Annotated in this window: 9 protein-coding genes, 2 tRNA genes and 3 pseudogenes; 6 read left to right on the forward strand and 8 right to left on the reverse strand. The window is 69.9% G+C overall.

Annotation, left to right across the window (positions count from 1 at the left end; genetic code table 11):
• Window positions 1-30: 30 nt before the first annotated feature.
• Both ACX9TP_RS19075 and hrpA read right to left on the reverse strand, forming a co-directional pair.
• Window positions 31-6,504: a MupA/Atu3671 family FMN-dependent luciferase-like monooxygenase gene (locus tag ACX9TP_RS19075; protein WP_482981159.1), complete on the reverse strand. Its 6,474-nt coding sequence runs from the start codon at window positions 6,502-6,504 to the stop codon at window positions 31-33.
• A 193-nt stretch (window positions 6,505-6,697) separates the two neighbouring features.
• A complete protein-coding gene (hrpA, locus tag ACX9TP_RS19080; RefSeq protein ID WP_482981160.1) occupies window positions 6,698-10,408 on the reverse strand; it encodes an ATP-dependent RNA helicase HrpA in 3,711 nt (1,236 codons plus the stop codon).
• 231 nt (window positions 10,409-10,639) lie between these two features.
• Here hrpA and ACX9TP_RS19085 point away from each other — a divergent pair, with 231 nt between their 5' ends.
• A complete protein-coding gene (locus ACX9TP_RS19085; protein ID WP_482981161.1) occupies window positions 10,640-10,990 on the forward strand; it encodes a hypothetical protein in 351 nt (116 codons plus the stop codon).
• A 275-nt stretch (window positions 10,991-11,265) separates the two neighbouring features.
• Window positions 11,266-11,631 carry a transposase gene (locus ACX9TP_RS19090; protein WP_482981162.1) on the forward strand — a complete coding sequence of 122 codons (366 nt, stop codon included), beginning with the start codon at window positions 11,266-11,268 and terminating at the stop codon, window positions 11,629-11,631.
• A gap of 116 nt (window positions 11,632-11,747) precedes the next feature.
• Here ACX9TP_RS19090 and ACX9TP_RS19095 read toward each other — a convergent pair.
• Window positions 11,748-12,799: pseudogene (locus tag ACX9TP_RS19095) on the reverse strand (IS701 family transposase); the annotation flags it as partial.
• Window positions 12,800-12,979: 180 nt separating this feature from the next.
• Between ACX9TP_RS19095 and ACX9TP_RS19100 the strand changes: the two are divergent.
• On the forward strand, window positions 12,980-15,382 hold the full coding sequence (locus ACX9TP_RS19100) for an ABC transporter permease (protein ID WP_482981163.1): 2,403 nt from the start codon (window positions 12,980-12,982) through the stop codon (window positions 15,380-15,382).
• 57 nt (window positions 15,383-15,439) lie between these two features.
• On the opposite strand, the gene ACX9TP_RS19105 is transcribed toward ACX9TP_RS19100, so the two are convergent.
• The 3 genes from ACX9TP_RS19105 to ACX9TP_RS19115 all read right to left on the reverse strand — a co-directional run bounded on the left by ACX9TP_RS19105 (window position 15,440) and on the right by ACX9TP_RS19115 (window position 18,593).
• Complete coding sequence (locus tag ACX9TP_RS19105) at window positions 15,440-17,527, reverse strand: B12-binding domain-containing radical SAM protein (protein ID WP_482981164.1); 2,088 nt, start codon at window positions 17,525-17,527, stop codon at window positions 15,440-15,442.
• Between the two features lie 139 nt (window positions 17,528-17,666).
• On the reverse strand, window positions 17,667-17,924 hold the full coding sequence (locus ACX9TP_RS19110) for a hypothetical protein (RefSeq protein WP_482981165.1): 258 nt from the start codon (window positions 17,922-17,924) through the stop codon (window positions 17,667-17,669).
• A 414-nt stretch (window positions 17,925-18,338) separates the two neighbouring features.
• Window positions 18,339-18,593 carry a hypothetical protein gene (locus tag ACX9TP_RS19115; RefSeq protein WP_482981166.1) on the reverse strand — a complete coding sequence of 85 codons (255 nt, stop codon included), beginning with the start codon at window positions 18,591-18,593 and terminating at the stop codon, window positions 18,339-18,341.
• Window positions 18,594-19,102: 509 nt separating this feature from the next.
• Between ACX9TP_RS19115 and ACX9TP_RS19120 the strand changes: the two genes are divergently transcribed.
• From ACX9TP_RS19120 to ACX9TP_RS19130, 3 genes and pseudogenes are all read left to right on the forward strand, one after another.
• Entirely contained in the window at window positions 19,103-19,873 is a 771-nt protein-coding gene (locus ACX9TP_RS19120) for a transposase (RefSeq protein ID WP_482981167.1), read from the forward strand.
• Between the two features lie 81 nt (window positions 19,874-19,954).
• A pseudogene (locus ACX9TP_RS19125) lies at window positions 19,955-20,110 on the forward strand (hypothetical protein); the annotation flags it as partial.
• 67 nt (window positions 20,111-20,177) lie between these two features.
• Window positions 20,178-20,559 (forward strand): annotated as a pseudogene (locus ACX9TP_RS19130) (tyrosine-type recombinase/integrase); the annotation flags it as partial.
• A gap of 20 nt (window positions 20,560-20,579) precedes the next feature.
• Here the strand turns inward: ACX9TP_RS19130 and ACX9TP_RS19135 are convergent.
• Window positions 20,580-20,652: transfer RNA gene (locus ACX9TP_RS19135), tRNA-Glu, on the reverse strand.
• 24 nt (window positions 20,653-20,676) lie between these two features.
• A tRNA-Lys gene (locus ACX9TP_RS19140) sits at window positions 20,677-20,749 on the reverse strand.
• Between the last annotated feature and the right edge of the window lie 185 nt (window positions 20,750-20,934).

The raw sequence follows: 20,934 nt of genomic DNA on the forward strand, positions 1-20,934 counted from the left end.
CTGCGTCCGGGTGGCCTTCGCGTCAGAGGCCTACTTCCGGCCGCTGCGCTGACGCTGGCGCTTGAGGCTCTCCAGCTGGCGCTTCGCGCGGTCCTGCGCCACCTCCACCGAGGACTGCGCGGCGGCGGGCTCCTGCCGGGCGAAGCGGGCCAGCGCGCTGACGGTGGGGTGCTCCAGCAGCTTGAGCAGCGGCAGCTCCTGTCCCAGCACCGCCTTGAGCTGCGCGTGCACCTGCACCATCAGCAGCGAGTGGCCGCCCAGGTCGAAGAAGTTGTCGTGCACGCCCACCTGCTCCACGCGCAGCACCTTGCGCCACACCTCGGCGATCTGCTCCTCGAGCTGGCCCTGGGGCGCCACGAATGCCGCGCGCGACGCGCGGTCCGCGGTGGGCGCCGGCAGGGCCTTGCGGTCCACCTTGCCGTTGGGCGTCTGGGGCAGCGCGGGCAGCTCCACCACCAGCGAGGGCACCATGTGCTCGGGCAGCTTCAGCGCCAGGGCGTGACGCAGCGCCGCCGTGTCCACCTTCTGCTCGGGGCGCGGCACCACGTAGGCCACCAGGCGCACGTCGCCGGGAACGTCCTCGCGCGCCACCACCACCGCCTCCCGGACGGTGGGCTGCGCCACGAGCGCCGCCTCGATTTCACCCGCCTCGATGCGGAAGCCGCGCACCTTGAGCTGGTGGTCCACCCGGCCCAGGAACTCCACCGTGCCGTTGGCCAGCCACCGCGCCCGGTCTCCGGTGCGGTACAGGCGCGCGCCGGGCTCGCGGCCATGCGGGTCCGGCACGAAGCGCTCGGCCGTCAGCTCCGGACGGCCCAGGTAGCCGCGCACGACGCCCGCGCCGCCGATGTACAGCTCGCCCGGCACGCCCACCGGCACCGGCTCCATCCGCGCGTCCAGCACATAGAACGACGTGCGCAGGAGGGGCGTGCCCAGGGGCACCACCGCCCGTGTGTCCTCGGCGCCCACGGGCTGCGTGGAGGACCAGATGGTCGTCTCCGTGGGGCCGTACATGTTCAGCAGTGCGGCCGTCTCCGGCAGGGCCTGCCGCAGCGACGTGGCCAGCGGCCCGGGCAGGGCCTCGCCGCCCACCATCATCCGCCGCAGGCCGCCCAGCGCCCGCGCGGACTCGGTGTCGACCAGGAGCGCGCGCGCCAGCGACGGCGTGCACTGGAGGTGCGTCACCGCGTGCGCCTCCAGCTGCTCGGGCAGGGAGCGCGTGTCCTGGGAGCGCCGGCTGTCCCGGTCGCTGCGCTGCTTGACTTCGAGCAGCCGCGGCAGGCTGGCCAGCACTGTCTCCGGGGCGATGCCGAAGTCGATGAGGCAGCCCACCTCGTCCACGCCCAGCGCCTTGAGCTCCTCGATGCGGGTGCGCACGGAGCGGGGCGTGCCGAAGAGGCCGCTCGTCTCGAAGTAGCGCTCGAAGGCGTGGCCCGCCAGCCGGTCCAGGTCCGCCTCGGTGGCGGCGTTCATGTCGATGCCCAGCGTGCCGCCCAGGCCGCGCATCAGGTCCGCGGAGCTCTTCAGGTAGTTGCGGAAGGGCTTCTCCACCACCGCGCGCACCTGGGCCGCGTCGTCGCCGATGAAGGTGTGCAGCATGAGGGTGACGTGGCCGTCGCCCGGGTGGCCCGCCGCGCGCCACGCGTCCCGGTAGAGGACGAGCTTCTTCTCCAGGTCCTCGAACGTCTGGCCCAGCAGGTGGGTGAGGACATGGCAGCCCAGCCGGCCCGCGGTGCTGAACGTCTCCGGGTTGCCCGCGGCGGTGAGCCACACGGGCAGCTGCTTCTGCACCGGGCGGGGCCGCAGGGTGACGTCCACCTGGGTGCCCGCGCCGCCGGGGAAGCGCACCACGTCGCCGCGCCACAGCCGGCGGATGGTCTCCAGGCCCTCCAGCATCAGCTCCCGGCGCTGCTCGTACCGCTCCGGTGCGAAGACGAAGTCATTGGCGTGCCAGCCGGAGGCCACGGAGATGCCCACGCGCCCGCCGGAGAGGTTGTCCACCAGCGCCCATTCCTCCGCGACGCGCACGGGGTGGTGCAGCGGCAGCACCACGCTGCCGGCGCGGATGGCCACGTGCTTCGTCACGGCGGCGATGGCCGCGCCCGCGACGGAGGGGTTGGGGTAGAGCCCGCCGAAGGCATGGAAGTGGCGCTCCGGCGTCCACACCGCCGCGAAGCCATGCGCGTCCGCGAACTTCGCGCCCTCCAGCAGCAGCCGGTAGCGGTCTCCTCCGGCGGCCTCCGCGTCATCCGCGAAGTAGAAGAGGCTGAAGTCCAGCGGGCGCTTCCGGGCCGCGGCGGCGCGGGCCGGTGCCTTCAGCGGCGCGCCCTCGCCCTGGACCACCACCTGGAAGCCGCGGGTGAGCGTCCACAGCAGCTCCAGCACGGAGATGTCGAAGGAGATGCTGGTGACGGCCAGCCACGTGCCCACCGGCTCGTTGCCGACGCGCGCGTCCATGGCGGAGAAGAAGTTGGCCACGCCGCCGTGCGGCACCATGACGCCCTTGGGCCGTCCGGTGGAGCCGGACGTGTAGATGACGTAGGCGATGGAGTCCGGCGTGGTGCCCGGGGCGGGCGGCCCTTCGTGGCCCGAGGGGAAGGACTCGGGCGCATCCACCAGCACGGTGCGCACGTCGGCCGCCGGCAGCGCGCCCGCGAGGTGCGCCTGCGTGAGCAGCACCCGGGCCCCGGAGTCCTCCAGCATGTACGTCAGGCGCTCGCGCGGGTAGTCCGGGTCCAGCGGCACGTAGGCGCCGCCCGCCTTGAGGATGGCGAGCATCCCCACCACCATCTCCGCCGACCGCTCCACGCTCAGGCCCACGCGCACCTCGGGGCCCACGCCCAGTCCGCGCAGGTGCCAGGCGAGCGCGTCCGAGCGCCGGTCCAGCTCCGCGTAGGTGAGCGTCGCGTCATCACCCACCACGGCGACGGCCTCGGGCGCGCGCGCGGCCCGGGCGCGGAACTGCGCGTGCACGCAGAGGGCGGGGTCCGCCGGCGCGGGGGCGGAAAGGTCGTTCCAGTCCACGAGCACCGCGCGGCGCTCGCTGTCGTCGAGCAGGGGCAGGTCCGCCACGCGAGCCCCGGGCGAGGCCACCACGCCGCGCAGCAGCGACTCCAGGTGCCGGGCGAGCCGCGCCACGGTGGCCGGCGTGAAGAGGTCCGTGCGGTACTCCAGCGCGCCGCCGAGTCCCTCGGGCGTCTCCACCAGGGCCAGCTGCAGGTCGAACTTCGCGGTGCCCTCCACGGCGCCGTCCGGCACGGGGAGGACCGGGCGCCACCGCATGTCCGGCACCGCCATGTCCGCCGGGGGCAGGCTCTCCAGCAGCAGGTTCACCTGGAAGAGCGGGTTGTCGGCGCCACGGGCCGCGCGCGCCGCGCCCACCACCTCCTCGAAGGGCAGGTCTCCGTGGGACAGGGCCTCGTGGAAGGTGGTGCGCATCCGCGCGAGCAGCTCGCGGAAGGTGGGCGCGCCGGACACGTCCGAGCGCAGCACCAGCGTGCTGGCGAAGAAGCCCACCACGTCCCGGAGCCCGGGCTGCTCCCGGTGGGCCACCACCGTGCCCAGGCCGAAGTCCTCCTGTCCGCTGTAGCGATGCAGCAGCGCCGTCCACGCCGCCGCCAGGGTGACGAAGAGGGTGCAGCCCTCGCTCCGCCCCAGCGCCTTGAGGGCCTCCACCTGCTCACGCGGCAGGGTGAAGCGGTGCAGCGCGCCCTGGAAGCCCGGCTCCCGGGGGCGAGGGTGGTCCGTTGGCAGCTCCAGCCGGGGCAGGTTCTCCAGCTTCCGTCCCCAGTACGCCCGCTGCCCGTCCAGCAGCGCGCCCAGCCCCTGCTGCCACCGCGCGTAGTCCACGTACTGCAGCGCGGGCGGAGGCAGTGCCGCGGGGACGCCGGACACGGCCGCGCGGTACAGCGCCGCGAGCTCGCGGGCCAGCACGCCCATGGACCAGCCGTCGGTGATGATGTGGTGCTGCGTCATCAGCAGCACGTGCTCCTGGTCCTCCAGCGCCACCAGCGAGGCGCGCACCAGGGCACCCTCGGCCAGCCGGAACGGCTCCTGGCCGTGCGCGCGCGACAGCCGGTCCAGCTCGGCCTCGCGCTCGGAGGAGGGCAGTGCCCGCAGGTCCACGCGTGGCACGTCCAGTCCGCGCGCGGGCGCCAGCGCCTGGCGCGGCTGTCCGTCCACCTCCGGGAAGGCGGCGCGCAGCACGGCATGGCGCGCGAGCAGCCCGTCCAGCGCCGAGCGCAGCGCGGCCTCGTCCAGCGGCCCGGAGAGGCGGATCTGGAAGTGCACGTTGTAGAGCGGAGTCCCGGGCACCAGCCTGTCCAGGAACCAGAGGCGGAGCTGTCCGGGGGCCAGGGGCAGCTCGCCCTCCAGCGGGGTGGCCACCACCGGCGGCGCGGCGAGGGCGGACTCCGGACGCACGCCATTCCAGATGGCCAGCAGTTGCGCGGCGGCGTCGGCCAGCGTCGGGTGCTGCCAGAGGAAGGCGGCGGGCAGCTGCACGCCCAGCTCCGACTCCAGGCGGCCGTGCAGCTCCAGGCCCATCAGCGAGTCCAGGCCCAGGCTCGCCAGGGAGGTGTCGCGGGCCAGCGCCGCTGGAGCGAGGCGCAGCACGCGCGACGCCTCGTCGCGCACGAAGTCCTCCACCAGCGCGGTGCGCTCCGCTTCGGACGCGGTGGCCAGCCGCTCACGGACGGGCACCGTGTGCGCGGGAGCCGGCGCCGCGTCGTGAGCGCCCACCACGGAGGACTCCACCACCTCCAGCTCCCCGGCGAGGTAGGCGGCGCGGGTGGCGCGGCGCTGGATCTTCCCGCTCGACGTCTTGGGGATGCTGCGCGCCTGCAGCAGCACCAGGGCGTGCGCGTGCACCGCGTGCTCGTCCGCCAGGGCGCGGCGCAGGGCGTCCACGACGGCCGAGGCGTCGAAGCCCTCGCGCACGTCCACCTCGGTGGCCACCACCAGCCGCTCCTCGCCCTCCACGTCCACGGAGAAGGCGGCGGTGCAGCCGGCGCGCACGGCCCGGTGCGCGCGCTCCACCGTCAGCTCCAGGTCCTGCGGGTAGAGGTTGCGCCCGCGGATGATGAGCAGGTCCTTGAGGCGGCCGGTGACGAACAGCTCGCCCTCCGGCGTGAGGAAGCCCAGGTCGCCGGTGCGCAGGAACGGGCCCTCACCGCCGGCCAGCCGCGCGCCGAAGGCGTGCGCCGTCTCCTCGGGCCGGTTCCAGTAGCCGCCCGCCACGCTGGGGCCCGCCACCCAGATCTCCCCCAGCGCATGGGGCGCGCAGGGCGTGAGCGCCTCCGGGTGGACGATGAGCAGCCGCTGGTCCGGCGCGCCCCGACCCGAGGACACCAGCAGGCGCGCCGCCGGGCCCTCCGCTGCTTCCGGGGCGACGGACACGGCCTGCCCGCGCTCCAGCGCCCGCGTGTCGTAGTGCCCGTGCGCGTATGGCTCACCCTTGGTGCCGCCGGTGACGATGAGCGTCGTCTCCGCCAGGCCATAGCAGGGGTAGAAGGCCTCGCGCCGGAAGCCGTGCGGGCCGAACACCTCCGCGAAGCGCTCCATCGTCTCGCGCCGCACGGGCTCCGCGCCGTTGAAGGCGAGGTCCCAGGAGCGCAGGTCCAGCCCGGACAGGTCCGCGCCCTTCGCCTTCCGCACGCACAAGTCGTAGGCGAAGTTGGGCCCGCCGCTGCACGTGCCGCCGAAGCGGGAGATGGCCTCCAGCCAGCGCAGCGGCCGCTGCAGGAAGGCGATGGGCGACATCAGCGTGCACGGGAAGCCCAGGTACAGCGGCTGCAGCACCTTCCCGATGAGGCCCATGTCATGGAACATGGGCAGCCAGCCCACGCCCACGGAGTGCTCCGCCATCCCGAAGTCGCGGGTGATGAGCGACTCGTTGTGGAGGATGTTGGCGTGGCTCACCTGCACGCCCTTGGGGTTGCCCGTGGAGCCGGAGGTGTACTGGAGGAAGGCCAGCGTGTCGGCCGTCAGGTCCGGCCGCAGCCACTCACCGGCCCGACTCTCGGGGACGGCATCGGTGGCCACCCACGTCAGCGCGCCCAGCTCCGGCGCCTGCGGCGTGAGGAACTCCGCCATCTCCTGGATGGTGCTCGTCGTCAGCACGTACCGCGCGCCACTGTCCTGGGCGATGGCGCGCAGCCGCGGCAGCGTCCGGTCCAGCCGTGTCGGGTCCGGCGGGTAACAGGGGACGGCGATGACGCCCGCGTAGAGGCAGCCCAGGAAGCCGGCGACGAACTCCAGCCCCGGCGGGTAGAGCAGCAGCGCGCGCTCGCCCCGGCCGCCCTCGGCCTGGAGTCGCGCGGCCAGCGAGCGCGCCCGGGAGTCCAGGTGTCGGTAGCTCCATTCCTCGGACGGGCCGTCCACGTCGCCCGTTTCCAGGAAGCGGTACAACAGGGCGTCGCCCTGGTGCTCCGCCCGGAACCGCAGCAAATCGACAAGGTTGGAGTTCCTGCGGGCCGCAGTCTCGGTTCGCTCGCGCTCGGGCATGTTGGGATAACGGGAAAGGGGCAGAATTATAGCAAGCGCCGCAGGGGCGGAAAAGGCTGGATGCGTCTCGGGTGTATCGACGCTCGGGCCTGATTTCCTTGGGTTGGAGCGCGCCACCGCGCAGGTGAAGGACGAGAACGGGCGTCCTCGTGGAGGCAGTAGCCCGGGCGCGGCTGCGCCCCCACGAGGCGGTCTAGCGCAGCGCCGCCAGGGCCGCGCCGACCTTCGCTACCGTCACCGACACGGGTGTCGTCACCTCCGGAGCGAAGATGGCCACGCGGAGCTCCTCGAAGGCCCACCGCAGCTCCTGCGCCGCCTCCTGGTCTCGCACGGTGGCGCGCCTGGCGAGGAAGGTCTCCCACAGGGGGGTGAAGGGCTCGGCCTTCCCGGCGTCCTTGCCGGGGTTCGCCACCGCACGCGACAGCCGTGCCTGGGCCGCGCGGAGGTAGCGCGGGTAGTTCAGCAGGCGCCCGAAGGGAATCCACTCGATGAGGTTCGCGGGGAACAGGTGCCCCAACTGCGAGCGGATGTCCCTCACGGCCGCCGCGCCGCTCTGCCCCCTGGAGGCGGTCTTGAGTGCGGCGAGCGTCGCGGCGAGCTCCGAGGAGGTGACAATGACGGCGTTCGCCCAGTCCCGGGCCGCACCCTCGATGCGCGGTGAGCCCTCACGGACCAGTGCCTCGAAGGCCGCCTTGGTGCGGGGCAGCGGCGCACCCGGTGCGAGCTTGAACGCATCATCGACGCTGCGTGCGAGGACGAGCGCCCGGAAGGGGTCGGCCTGGCCCCGCGCGGGCGGCGCGCCGTCCAGGGACGGGAAGGGCGGCGGCATGCGCGCGGCGCTGACGGCCACGTGGCCGCGCGCGGCGAGCATCAGGAGCCGGCGGACCCCCGTGCGCGTGGCCGCGTCGGCGGCGGCGGCGGTCTCCAGCAGCACCAGGTCCACGGTAGCGCCCCGGTCGACGAGCGCGGGGTAGCTGCGGACCTCGAGCCCACCAATTCGCCGGGTGACCACGGGGGGCAGCTCGCCGAACGTCCACGCCGTCAGCCCCTTGCGCTCCCAGTCCGAAGCCGGTGCCGCGCTGCGCAGCGCCGTCCGTGCACGTCCCCCGTGCTGCTCGAGCAGCGCGTCGGCGTCGCGGCTCCGCGCGAGCTCCTTTCCCCGCTCGTCGAGCACCCGGAGCGTGACGCGCAGGTACGGCGGCACGGCATCCGCCCGGAAGGAGTCCTCGGTCATGTCCGCGCCGCACAGCCGGGACACCGCACGCGCGAGCGCTGGAATCATCGGCCCGCGGAAGGGCACGAGCTCCTTCTCGAGACGGTCGACCAGGTCCGGCAGGGGCCCCAACTGCTTGCGCTGGGCGCGGGGGAGCTGCTCGAGCAGGGCGGTGAGCTTCTCCCGCTGCCATCCGGGGATGGTCCAGTCGAGCTCACCCGGGACCAGCTGGGCGAGCAGCAGCAGCGGCACGCTCAGGGTGATGCCGTCGTCCTCGGCCGAGGGGTCGAAGGTGTACGTTACCGGCACGGACGCGCCGTGCAGGGGGATGGCGTCCGGGTAGTGCGCCGGGGACAGGCCCGGGTCGTGCGAGAGGGCATCCTCCATCGAGAGGACGAGCACGTCGGGGTCGGCCGCCTCGGCCTTGCGGCGCCAGGCCTCGAAGCTCGCTCCGTCCGTCACGTCCTCCGGGACGCGCTGGTCGAAGAACGTCAGCAGCGCCTCGCTGTCGAGCAGCGCGCTGCGCCGGGCCTTGTCCCGCAGGCGCTCCACGCGCTCGAGCACCTGGCGGTTCTTCTCCTGGAACGCTCCCCGGGTGCGGTACTCGCCGCGCACCAGGGCATGCTCGAGGAACATCAGCCGTGCCCGGGCGGGGTCCATGCTGGACAGGGCCACGGGGCGCTCCTTGAAGACCTGGAGCCCGAAGAGGGTCGCGTTCTCCTTCACCACGGCGCGCGCGGACTTCTCCGACCAGTGCGGCTCGGAGTAGCTGCGCTTGAGCAGGTGGGGGGCCGCCGCCGCGAGCCACTCCGGGTCGAGCTTCGCCACGGTGCGCGCGAACAGCTGGGACGTCTCCACGAGCTCGAACGCCATCACCCACGCGGGGGGCTTCTTCGCGAGCGCCGACGAGGGGTGGACCATGAAGCGCGTCTGCTTCGCGCCCGTATAGTGGCGCTGCTCCGGATTCCACTGGCCGATGCGGGACAGGAGCCCGGTGAGGAGCGCCTGGTGCAGGGCGTCCCCGCGCGCCGGGGCGCCCCCGCCCTTGCGCGGCAGGCGCAGCTCGCGGACGGTCTCCTCGAGCTGGCGCTGGACGTCCCGCCACTCGCGCACCCGCAGGAAGGACAGGAAGTTGTCCCGGCACACGCGCCGCAGGTGGGACGTCCCCCGGCCCTCGGCCTCGCGTACGAAGGCCCACAGCTTGAGCAGCCCCGTGAAGTCCGAGTGCTCGTCACGGAAGCGCCGGTGCAGCTCGTCCGCCTTCTGCGCGAGCTCCCGAGGCCGCTCGCGCGGGTCCTGCAGGTTGAGCGCCGCGGCGACGATGAGCACCTCGTCCAGGCAGCCGTACTCGGCGCCGGCGAGAATCATCCGCGCGATGCGCGGGTCCACCGGGAAGCGCGCGAGCTGGTGCCCGAGCGGCGTCAAGGTGCGCTCCTTGCCCTCGATGGCCCCGAGCTCCTCGAGCACCCGCCAGCCCTCGGCGATGGCCCTCGGCTGGGGCGGGTCGAGGAAGGGGAAGTCCTCGACGTCACCGAGGTCGAGGGACTTCATCCGCAGGATGACCCCCGCGAGCCCGGTGCGCTTGATTTCCGGGTCGGTGAAGGCGGGCCGCGTGGTGAAGCTCGCCTCGTCGTAGAGGCGCACGCAGATGCCCTCGCGCACGCGGCCGCAGCGCCCCTTGCGCTGGTCGGCGCTGGCCTGGGAGACCGGCTCGATGTGCAGGCGCGTGGTGCCCGAGCGCGCGTCGTAGCGCGACAGGCGCGCCACCCCCGTGTCCACGACGTACACGATGCCCGGGATGGTGACGGACGTCTCCGCGACGTTGGTGGCGAGGATGACGCGGCGCTCGGGGATGGTGGCGAAGACGCGCGACTGCTCGGAGGCCGACAGGCGCGCATACAGGGGCTGCACCACCGTGCCGCGGAGCTCGCGTGCGTTCAGGGCAGTCTCGGCCTCGCGGATTTCCCGCTCCCCGGGGAGGAAGACGAGGACGTCCCCGTCCGGGTCGAGCGAGAGCACGTTCGCCACCGCATCGGCGACGGAGTCGGCGAGCTCGTCGTCCTCGGGGGGCGGCTCGTAGAGCACGTCCACCGGGAAGGTACGGCCCTCCACCTGGATGACCGGGGCGCCCCCGAAGAACTGTGAGAAGCGCTCGGTCTCGATGGTGGCCGAGCTCACCACGACCTTGAGGTCGGGGCGCCTGGGGAGGATGCGCTTGAGCCACCCGAGCAGGAAGTCGATGGTGAGGCTGCGCTCGTGGGCCTCGTCGAGCACGATGGTGTCATAGCGGCGCAGGAGCGGGTCGCTGTGAATCTGCGCGAGGAGGACGCCGTCGGTCATGAACTTCACGGCCGTCTGCCGGGACGAGCGGTCCTCGAAGCGAATCTGGTAGCCGACGTCCGTGCCCAGCTCCGTGCCGAGCTCGCGGGCCACGCGCGCCGCCACGCTCGTCGCGGCGATACGCCGGGGCTGGGTGACGCCAATCTGGCGCGGGCGGCCGCGCCCCATGGCGAGAAGGACTTTCGGCAGCTGCGTCGTCTTCCCCGAGCCGGTGGCCCCCGCGACGATGACCACCTGATGGGCGGAGATGGCCGCGGTGATGTCCTCCACCCGGCTCGAGATGGGGAGCTCGGGGGGGAAGCGCAGGGTGGGCTGGCCGCCGGGGAGCGGGACGGGTGAGTCGCCGGACATGGTGGCATGGAGTAGCACTGAAGCGCGCGTTTCGCCCCTGACGAAGTGTGTGGGCGCCTGCGTGACAGGCGGGCCTCCTCGGGGCCCTCCTGCCGCGTCCAATGCGTGTCGCGCGGCCCTCCTGGACGACCACCTCCGCCGGCCCTCTCCCGTAGCAGGGCTTTCATACCGCCCGTGCTCAGGGGGCTGCTATCCTCGCTGGACCCACGCAGTCACCATGAGGGGCTGTCCATGACGCTGAAGCGCGGTCATCTGTCCTGGGGTGTCGCTGTCCTGCTGGCCTTCGCCACGGTCGCCACGGCCGAGCCTTCCACCGGGGAGCAGGTCTCCCGTGAGAGCGAGTCCTTGGTGGACGGCACCTGTCCTGCCTCCTTCTGCTACGAGGACCAGCAGTGTCAGGCGGCGTGTACCAGCGATCCGAACGCGTACTGCGGTTCGAACGGAACCTGCGTGTACCCGACGACGGGCGGTGGAGGCACGGGTGGGGGCTTCTGCCCGGCCTCCTTCTGCTTCGAGGATTACCAGTGCGTTTGCAAGACGGGGCAGGGGTACTGCGGCCCGAACGGGACCTGCGTGTATTGAGACATGCCCTCGGGAATCCACCCTCCCAAGTAGTCCTGCCTGACCAGATCCGTGACGGCCCTTGAGGAGGTGCGCGAGCGCCGATGGTGGACCGGCGCGCTCGCAATGGACAGCGCAAGGTGGACGAGCGCTTCCGAGCAACGCTCTGCCGGGTGCTGAGGGGCACACCCCAGCAGTCCGGCTGGCGGCGCACCCCGTGGACACGCGAGCTCTTGGCGCGAGAGGTGGAGAGGCGAGGCCGGGTGCGCGTTTCGCCCGCGACGATGGGACGAGCCTTGGCCTCGGTGGGCGCGCGGCTGAAGCCGCCCCGTCCCGTGGTGAGCTGCCCCTGGCCCGAGCGCCAGCGACAGCAGCGGCTGTGGCAGCTGAAGTGCCGGGCGGCCTACGCCCGGACCGAGGAGCCCGTCTTCTACGAGGACGAGATGGACGTGCACCTCAACCCCAAGGTGGGGCCCGATTGGATGCTGCCCGGAGAGCGGCGGGAGGTCGTCACCCCGGGCAACAACCAGAAGCGCTACGTGGCCGGAGCGCTCAACTCACGCACGGGCGAGCTGACGTGGGTGAAGGGAGAGCGAAAGACGAGCGCCCTCTTCATCGACCTGGTGCGCGCGGGGAGCGAGGCCTACCCCACGGCCAGGTGACTGCACTTCATCCTGGACAATGCGGCCACGCACTCCAGCAAGAAGACGAAGAAGGTGCTGGCCGAGATGGGCGAGCGGGTGGTGCTGCACTTCCTGCCGCCGCACTGTCCCGAGGGCAACTCCTTCAACGGCGTCTGCTCCGGCAGAGAGCAGAGGTAGTACTTCGTCGGACGCGCCTCTCCACGTGGCCACTCTATCAGCAGCCATACCTCGTCACTGGGGGCGGCTCGTTCCACCTGACGCTCCGCGGTCCGCACGCGCAGTGCCGCGAAGCGAGAGGACTGCACGCCACGGCTGCCTTGGCGCCACTGCACGCGCCGGAAGGCGGAGCGAGGCAGCTGCGCAGCCACCTTGTCCAGACTCACCGGGCGCTGACCATCCGCATCGAAGTAGCGCGTGCGAGGGCGGCCTCGCTGGTGCGGCACGCGTTGGGGGGCCTGCGGCTTGGAGTCTGGAGGCCAGACATGGGTGTTGCTCTGCACGCCGACCAGGAAGTGCAGGCCCTTGGCCCGGACTGAGTCACGGAACTGGCGGCAGTTGCCGTAGCCGGGGTCGGCCAGGACGACACGGCTGCGCACTCCCCAGCCCAAGGCCTCGTCCAGTTGCTCCAGCGCCAGCTCCCACTTGCGTTTGAAGTCGACCTCCGACGGGACGTCGGCCGCTCGCATCCGGCGCCTGTCCGTCGTCCACTCTTCGGGCAGGTACAGACGCATGCCAATGCAGCCACTGCCCTTCTCGTCTGCCAGATGCAGGCTCACCGCCACCTGGCAATTGTCCGTGCGGCCCAACGTGCCGGAGTACTGGCGGGCCACGCCGACTGAATGCACGCCCTTCTTCGGAAAGCCCGTGTCGTCGATGACCAGGGCTTCCAAGCCTGGCAGTTCATGCTCCAGCTTGCGCGCCAGGCGCCGTCGCATCTCGGCGTCGTCCCAGCTCGCACCGGACACGCATTGCTGCAACCGTTGGCGCATGGCCTCCGTCTGGCCCGGCTCCTCGACGAGCCGGGCCGCCATGGGCTCGATACTCTTGCGCTCGCCGTCCAGCAGCAGCCCGGTGACGTAGCCGCCGAGGGCGCGACGCCTCTCGGTGCGGCCCATTCCCACCGTCATGGACTCCACAGCTACTCGCTCAGTTCCCGGTCGAGCTTGCTCAACTGTGCGGGCGTCATGCCCCATCAACACAGGGCGCCAGCGCTCGATTCATCTGACCGGGTAGTATTAGAACTCCGGTCGCCATCCACCTCGAGGGAAGGGAGGGGGCATCTATCCTCGCGCCTTGCACTTTTCGATGGAATCCCAGGATAATCGGGACGGAGTTTGTTGATATGTGATTTGCACGGAGCTTCGTCATGGACCGTCTCCGGCAGGACTTCCGGTACGCGCTGCGTACGCTGTCACGCACCCCCGGCTTCACGCTAGCTGCCGGAATCACGCTCGCGCTGGCCATCGGGGCGAACACCGTTCTCTTCAGCGCCATCCACGCCCTATTGCTGCGGCCCCTGCCTTTCCCTGCGGCCGGTGACGTGGTGCGCCTTTGGTGCGTGCAGGACCGCGCGGGCCCTGTCTCGGTCTCGGAGCCGGAGCTTCTGGGCTGGCGTGAGCATGCCAGGGGACTTGCCCAGGTGGCAGGGTACGAGCGCGTCAATCTCAATCATCTGGGGAACGACTCACCGGAGCGGGTGGTTGGCGGGCGTGTCACTCCCAACTTCTTCGCCACCCTGGGCGTGACGCCGGTGCAGGGCCGGGACTTCGTCGACGAGGATGCCCCTCCCGGCACCGACTCCTTCGTGGTGCTGCTGAGCCATGCCTTCTGGCAACGGACGCTGGGGGGCGCCCCGGGCGTGGTGGGCCGCACGGTGGTGTTGGACGGGCGCAGCCACACGGTGGTGGGGGTGCTGCCCCAGAGCTTCGCCTTTCCGGACTTCTCCGTGGAGCCCGAGGTGTGGGTGCCCATGTGGGCGGACCCCCAGCGCCACGGCAACCACCACTTGAATGTGCTGGGACGGCTTGCGCCCGGCACCTCGCTGGATGCGGCCCGAGCGGACCTGGCCCGGGTGGCTGCCGCCATCGACCGCTCGGGGCCCGGTCAGAAGCCGCATGGGGTGCAGGTGACGCCCTGGCAGGAGCACCTCACCGCCAACACACGTCCCATGCTGTGGACGCTGTGGGCCGCGGTGGCCTTCGTGCTGCTCATCGCCTGCGCCAACGTGGCCAACCTCATGTTGGTACGGGCGCTGGCGCGGCAGCGCGACGGGGCCATCCGCGCGGCGCTGGGGGCCAGCCGGGGCCGGCGCATCCAGCAGGCACTGGTGGAGAGTGTGCTGCTGTCCCTGTTCGGCGGCACACTGGGGCTCCTGCTGGTGATGTGGGGGATGGGGCTGGTGCGGACCCTGCTGCCCGCGAGCATGCTGCGGCTGACACCCGTGGAACTGAGCGGCATGGGGCTGGTCTTCAGTCTCGTGCTGTCCGTGGGCGCGGGGTTGCTCTTCGGCCTCGTCCCCGCTCTGCACACCTCGGGCCTGGACGTGCTGCCCCTGCTCAAGCAGTCCGGCAGCGCGGCGGGAGCCCGCTCCAGCCATCCGTTGCGCAGCGCCCTGGTGGCCGTGCAACTGGCGCTGGCGCTGGTGCTGCTGGCCGGCACCGCGCTGATGCTGCGCACGCTGCGCAACGTGCAGGCCGTGGACCCGGGCTTCGACGCCGACGGGGTGCTCTCCGCGAGGCTGAACCTGCCCGCCGCGAAGTACACGAGTGAGGCGCAGGTCCGGGGCTTCTTCGAGGCCTTGGAGGGCCGACTGCAGGCGCTACCGGGCGTGGAGGCGGTGGGTCTGGTCAACGATGCGCCCCTAGGGGGCAGCAGCAGCAACGGCGACTTCATTCTGGAGGCAGGCACGGCGCAGCCCGGCGAGCGGTTCATCACCGAGTTTCGCGTGGCCAGCCCGGGCTATTTCCGCGCCATGCACATCGCGGTGCGCCAGGGCCGGGCCTTCGGCCCCGAGGACGGAGAGCAGGGTGTGCCTTCCGTCATCGTCAACGAGGCCTTCGTCCGACGCTACCTCGGCGGTGCGGACGCCCTGGGCCGGAGGGTGCAGTTGTTGTGGGGGAGCGAGCGGACGTTCCGCCAGATTGTCGGCGTGGTCGCGGACGTGCGGCACGACAAGCTCACGCTCCCGGCCCAGCCGGAGGCCTATGTGCCCTTCTCCCAGCGGCCCGCCGGCGCCATGACGCTCCTCCTGCGGACACGAAGCGGGGCCGCCGGGTTGATGGCGGCGGTGCGCAACGAGGTCCGGGCCGTGGACTCTGCGCAGCCCATCTACGACCTTGCGCCCTTCGCGCAGCGGCTGGACACGCAGATGCAGCGCCCTGCTGCCACCGCGCGGCTGTTGGCCGCCTTCGCCCTGCTGGCAGTCGTGCTGGCCGGTGTCGGCGTCTACGGCGTCATGGCCTACACCGTGGGCCAGCGCACACGCGAGCTGGGCATCCGCCTCGCGTTGGGCGCCCACCCCCGGCAGGTGCTGGGACTGGTGATGGGCCAGGGCTTGCGGCTGACTTTGCTGGGCGTCGGGGTGGGGCTGGTGGCGGCCTTCGGCTGCACCCGGCTGCTGGCGTCCATGCTGTACGGTGTAGAGGCCAATGAGCCCGGCATCTTCCTGGGCGTCGCCGCGGGACTGAGCGGTGTGTCCCTGCTGGCAAGCTGGGTGCCGGCCCTGCGCGCCAGCCGGGTGTCCCCCGCAACCTCGCTGCGCGCGGATTGAAGGGGCCCTGGCGCGTGTCCGCCGTACAGGCGAGAGCGGACACGCGCCCGCGTTGCTTCAAGGCTGCAGGGCCAGTGAACCGTCGACAGCGCCAGGGAAGGCATGCGCCAGGTCGGCGGCAACCGCCTCCGGGTTGTGGCGGTCGAGCAACGGTCCGAACACGGGGTAGAGGTCCAGCAGGTCGGCAACCGACGCCTCCGGCGACAACCACTCCACCAGCCGTAGGGTGTCAGCGTTGGTGGAGCAGACGCGCCCCAGGTGGCGGTTGACGACGAAGTGTCTCGGGCCCTCAGGGGAGTCGACGGTGAAGCTCCGGAGGATTTCGGCGGCGGGGTAGGTCCGCTCAAGGGACTCGACGTCGATGAGCTGCCGGCGCAGTTCGTCCCGGCCAAAGCGGCTGAGCAGCAGTACCAGGTGCTCGCGCGCAATCCAGTGGCCCGTCTGGTAGAGGCCCCGCTCGCTCTTGAGCTTCGTGAAGCGCTCCAACATGCCTCGCGCGGCCTCGGCATCGAGCCCCGTGGCCGGCTCGTAGTCGTAGAACAGGTTCAGGATGGAGTCCGTCTTGGCCTTGACGCTCCTGACCCCGAACCGGTCCGGTGCCTTGTGGATGGGAGCATTGTGCTCGAAAGAGAAGGTACCGGTCCCTTCGGAGTGCAGGATGTTCGCGTGGTTGAGAAGGAACTGGATGGTCTCCTCCGCGTCCTCCGCGGTCTCCGTCGGGAAGCCAAAAAAGTTGAAGGTGTGATTCCAGATGCCCGCGTCATGCGCGAACTGGAGGTTGTCCACCATCGTCTTCTGAGTGTTGTTCTTGAGCATCTTCCGCTGCATCTGCTCGGAGGCCGACTCCAGTCCGATGTAGAGCGAGCGGAAGCCAATGTCATACATGCCCTTGTAATCTTCGGGCTTGAAGATCTTCTCGAACTTGTAGAGCGCGGTGAAGAAGTACTTGCCCTTGGGCATGGCCTGCGGGAGCAGGCGGAAGAGCTTGGGAGGCAGCGCCTCGTCGTTGAAGACGAAATGCTTCACGCCGTGGCGCTCGTTCAGCACCTGGACGTCCCTGGCGATCGACGCCGGGGCACGCATGCGGTAGCGCTCACCATAGATCATGCCGTGGTAGCAGAAGGCGCACTTCCCCCAATAACAGCCACGCGTGGTCAGCAGCGGCAGCACGATGTTAGGCGACAGATACTCGTTCAGGGGCAGGTTGGAGAAGTCCGGGGTCGGGAGCTCCTCCATGGTGAGCTGTTCGCAATGGGGCGTCACGACCACCTTGCCGTCCTCCATGAACGCGAGGTTGGGAGTCCGGTCACGGCGCGGTGAGTCGCTGGAGAGGAAGAGGTCCATGGGCTTCTCCCCCTCGTACAGGCAGATGTAATCGAAGCAGTCGCCGAACAGACGCGCAATGGTGTCCTTTTCCTTCTCGACGAGCCGGGAGAACACACTCCCGCCCACCAGCACGGGGGAGTCAGGAAACCTCCTTCTCAACACGCGCCCAAGGGTCAGGCCCGCAATTACCTGCTCGCCTCCGATGATGGAGATGCCGAAATAGCGCGGCGGCCGGCTGATGGCCTCGACTTGACGCTCGAAGAACTCGACGAACGGGTTCGCGTAGCGGTCGTCGAGAAAGGAAAGCATGGAGTCGACGGACTGGAGGACGTCGCCGTTGCTGAAGGAACTGGTACCGACCGTGACCACCGGCTCCGCGGTGGAGAAGGCGGAGAGCAACCGCCTCAAGGCGTCCGCACTGTCCTTGAACGATTCCAGGGTGTCACAGGTGTCGCCGCTTCGCAGCTTGTTGGTCAAGGCGAGGAGCTTCTCATGATCCTCCAGCACCGCCAGCGCGTGCAGACATTTGGCCCGGTAGATTTCGGCGTTGTCCGTCAGTCTCCGCGCGTACTGGAGCAGCCTGGACCGGGCCAACGGCAGGCGCTCGGGGTTGATGAACCACTGGTAGAAGGCCAGGTTCCAGTCATCCTGATGAACGCGATGGCCGCGCTGCTCCAGGTAGGCTTTGAGAGAAGGGGTGCTGAGGAACGGCTGAAACGGTGACCATTGGGGCGGGAAGATCAGGTGGAGGTCGGTGTGCCGGTCCTGGTGGAGCGTCTCGTCAGGAGAAGGGTGGGAGATTCGAGCCGTGGGGTTCATTTCGGATGTCTCCGTTTCTCTCAGCAACGACAGAGTTCGGGTGAAGCAGGTAGAATGGCGGCGGAGCCACCTTCAGCACCGCCGCCACGACGACTCTCGAGGACCGGGCATGGCGCTCAATGCCCGACAACGGCGTTGTTCAGCTCATGCGCAGTTCGAGATCGAAATGCCTGAGCGACGCAGGCTTCATGGCGGCGGCCATGGCGAGGTCGTTGTTGTTGTTGTTGTCGTGGTTGTTGTTGTTGTTGTCGACGATGAGCGGGTTCTCATCAGGCCCGGTGCCGACGACCGAGCCGATTGACGGATTCAGCGTCGCCGCATTGCTGGACAGCGCTCCGAACACAATCGTCAATGCAGCGGGAGAGACGAGCAGCCGTGACAGCTTCTTCTTGTCCATGGTGCACCTCTGTAGGGACGTTCACCGCGATGTGGCCCGATGGCTTGCAGCATGCGAGGAGGCGAAAGCTTTCCTTTTCGATGCAGACATCAGGGCCGCTGGCATTATCTGATTTTGAAGCAATCGCAGATATACGGGGAATCCACAGGTGGCTGAGCGGTGCACATGCGAGGACATTGGCACTCAGGGTTGTCCAGGACTGGACGGCGGGGGGGCAAAACCTCGCTCAGGGTGCCGCCTGGTCGATGCCCCCTGGACTTCGATGTGCCTGACGATGGTGCGCACGCCACGTGACGGGCATGAGGGCATGATGCACGAAGCGCTCGAGGACGGCCTCCAGGGCCGCTTCGCCCGCCAGGGAAGCCCCTCCATCACCTTGGAAGGGTGGTGCTCAACGCCCGTCGACGATGTTGTTCAGCTCATGCGCAGTTCGAGATCGAAATGCCTGAGCGGCGCGGGCTTCATGGTAGAGGCCATGGCGCGGTCGTCGTTGTTGTTGTTGTTGCCGTTGTTGTGGTTATCGACGATGAGCGGATTCGCATCAGGGCCGGTGCCGACGACCGCACCGATGGATGGATTCAGCGTCGCCGCATTGCTGGACAGCGCTCCGAACACAATCGTCAGTGCAGCGGGAGAGACGAGCAGCCGTGACAGCTTCTTCTTGTCCATGGTGCACCTCTGGAGAGACGTTCGCCGCGATGTGGCCCGATTGCCCGCAGTAGGAGAGGAGGTGAAAGCCATCCTTTTCGATGCAGACATCGCGGCCACAGGGATTATCTGACCTGGCCGAGGCGGACGATATACGTGGAATCCACAGCTGGCTCGCGAAGTCGAGGGCGGTGGGCTGGTGAAGAGGGGCCAAGAAGGGCCGCTGAAGGTTGACACGCGGGCTGTACGCCGGGCCGGAGTAGAGGCGTGTTGAGCTTGGCCCAGTTCCGTGGCTCTCCCGCACTTCGTGTGGTTCCCCTCGGGGGAGGAGTCAGACGCGGCAGGCGGCCAGCAGGGCGAATACACCTTGGGAATGGAAACGCTGTATCCACTTCCTGGATGTCAGGTGGACCGGGTGACCCACGGTAGCTCGGCGCAGGCCGTCCTCGGGCTGTACATGGAGGGCACGCGAGCTCGATGTCCCTCCTGCCGGAGCAGAGGCTGGAGCCAGACTGCTCAAGCCCCTGGCCATGCCCACCAGTCCCGACCCCCTCCTGCGGCTGATTCGCCGCGCTCAGCTGCCTCCTCCCAGTCCCGCTCGCGTCCTGGGCCTCGACGACTGGGCGCTGCGCAAGGGGCACACCTACGGCTCCATTCTCGTTGACCTGGAAGCGCACCGCGTCCGGGACGTCCTGCCAGACCGCTCGACTCCCACCGTGAGCGTCTGGCTGCAACAGCATCCCGGCGTGGAAGTCATCGCCAGAGACCGGTCGACCGAGTACGCACGAGCGGCGTACTTGGCGGGGGAACCTCTGCTGAGAATCAGTCGCACGCTGGGACTGGCGCGAGGAACAGTGCGCAAATATGCAGCCGCCGAAGCGTTCCCCGAGCGCGCGGCTCGCGTACCCGGACCGAGCATCCTCGACCCGTATCTGAAGGACCTGACGCGGCGACAAGCTGCAGGGTGTGAGAACGCCTGCGAACTCTGGCGGGAGATTCGCGCCCAAGGCTTTCGTGGCACCTCACGGCAGGTCCACCGTTGGCTCCGGATGCGACGGACCGTTCGGCCTCGTTCAGGGGCGCGCAGGTACCTCGGCGGCAACTGGTGGTCGAAGGGCACGCGCCCTGACGCGCTCGCCTCGCCGAAGCAACTGGCATGGCTGTGCGTGAAGAGGCCCTCGGAGCTGACCTCCACGGAGACCGCGACGTTGGCGCGAATTGAGCAGGACGAGGAAGCGTCACGTGTCGTCGCATTGACCCGGCGGTTCTGTGAACTCGTGCGCTCGCGGGGTGTTTCATAGAGAGCAAGGCCAACAAGGTTCTGTAGGCCCTTCGAAGCGTGGCTGGGTGAGGCTCGCGCGTGCGGCGTGCGCGCGGTGGAGACCTTTGCGGAGGGCCTCGAACAGGACGGCGATGCCGTCCGGGCCGCCCTGACCTCTCCTTGGAGCAACGCCCAGGCTGAGGGCCAAATCACGAAGCTCAAGCTCCTCAAGCGTCAAATGTATGGCCGCGCCAACCTCGACCTTGCGTCGTCGCGTGCTGCTCACCGTCTGAACCTACGGTCCACGCGAAGTGCGGGAGAGCCACGGAACTGGGCCAAGCTCAGGCCCTTACGTGTTCTGCCGGGAGGACGGCCAGCCGCTCACCGCTGGGATGACGGAGCATCGGCTAGAGGGGGCACTGAGCCGCGCGGGCATCACGCGCGAGCAGGGGTGCATCACCTGGCACGACCTGCGGCACACCTACGGCAGTCACCTCGCCATGAGGGGTGTTCCACTCAAGGTCATTCAGGAGCTGATGGGGCACGCGACCATCGAGATGACCATGCGGTACGCCCACCTCGCGCCGGAGGCCCGAGAGAGCGCGGTGCAGCAACTCGACCGGCCTGCGCCCCAACCCTACGCCGCACCAGCGTAGAGACGCCGGAGGGGCACACTGGGGGCACATGATGGGCGGGAGGCAAAAGAAAAGCCCAGCAACCCCTTGAGATTGCTGGGCTTCCCATGTTGTCCCCGACGGGATTCGAACCCGTGTTACCGGCTTGAAAGGCCAGCGTCCTGGGCCTCTAGACGACGGGGACGGCTCTACTCCTCTACCACCTACATGAGTCGCGGGGGGATCGAACCCCCGACCCTCGGCTTAAAAGGCCGGTGCTCTACCAGCTGAGCTAGCGACTCGCACTATTCTTTTTTCGTTACGACGTCCAACCGCCCCGTCAGCCTCGGGGCAGGCGCTTCCTACCAGCACTCCCGAGCGCTTTCCACTGGCGAGCACACGCCCTGCTTCCTGACATCCGTCCCCCGACTTCCGGTGAACGTCCGGCCCGCCGTCCGCACTCCGCCGTCACCGTCCGGCGCTATAC

It is taken from the genome of Pyxidicoccus sp. M15 (assembly GCF_056858435.1).

Coding starts and splice junctions, on each gene's coding strand:
- ACX9TP_RS19115 (WP_482981166.1), bottom strand. CDS start 18,593: ATGGACAAGAAGAAGCTGTCACGGCTGCTCGTCTCTCCCGCTGCACTG.
- hrpA (WP_482981160.1), bottom strand. CDS start 10,408: ATGTCCGGCGACTCACCCGTCCCGCTCCCCGGCGGCCAGCCCACCCTG.
- ACX9TP_RS19075 (WP_482981159.1), bottom strand. CDS start 6,504: ATGCCCGAGCGCGAGCGAACCGAGACTGCGGCCCGCAGGAACTCCAAC.
- ACX9TP_RS19120 (WP_482981167.1), top strand. CDS start 19,103: ATGCCCACCAGTCCCGACCCCCTCCTGCGGCTGATTCGCCGCGCTCAG.
- ACX9TP_RS19105 (WP_482981164.1), bottom strand. CDS start 17,527: ATGAACCCCACGGCTCGAATCTCCCACCCTTCTCCTGACGAGACGCTC.
- ACX9TP_RS19100 (WP_482981163.1), top strand. CDS start 12,980: ATGGACCGTCTCCGGCAGGACTTCCGGTACGCGCTGCGTACGCTGTCA.
- ACX9TP_RS19110 (WP_482981165.1), bottom strand. CDS start 17,924: ATGGACAAGAAGAAGCTGTCACGGCTGCTCGTCTCTCCCGCTGCATTG.
- ACX9TP_RS19085 (WP_482981161.1), top strand. CDS start 10,640: ATGACGCTGAAGCGCGGTCATCTGTCCTGGGGTGTCGCTGTCCTGCTG.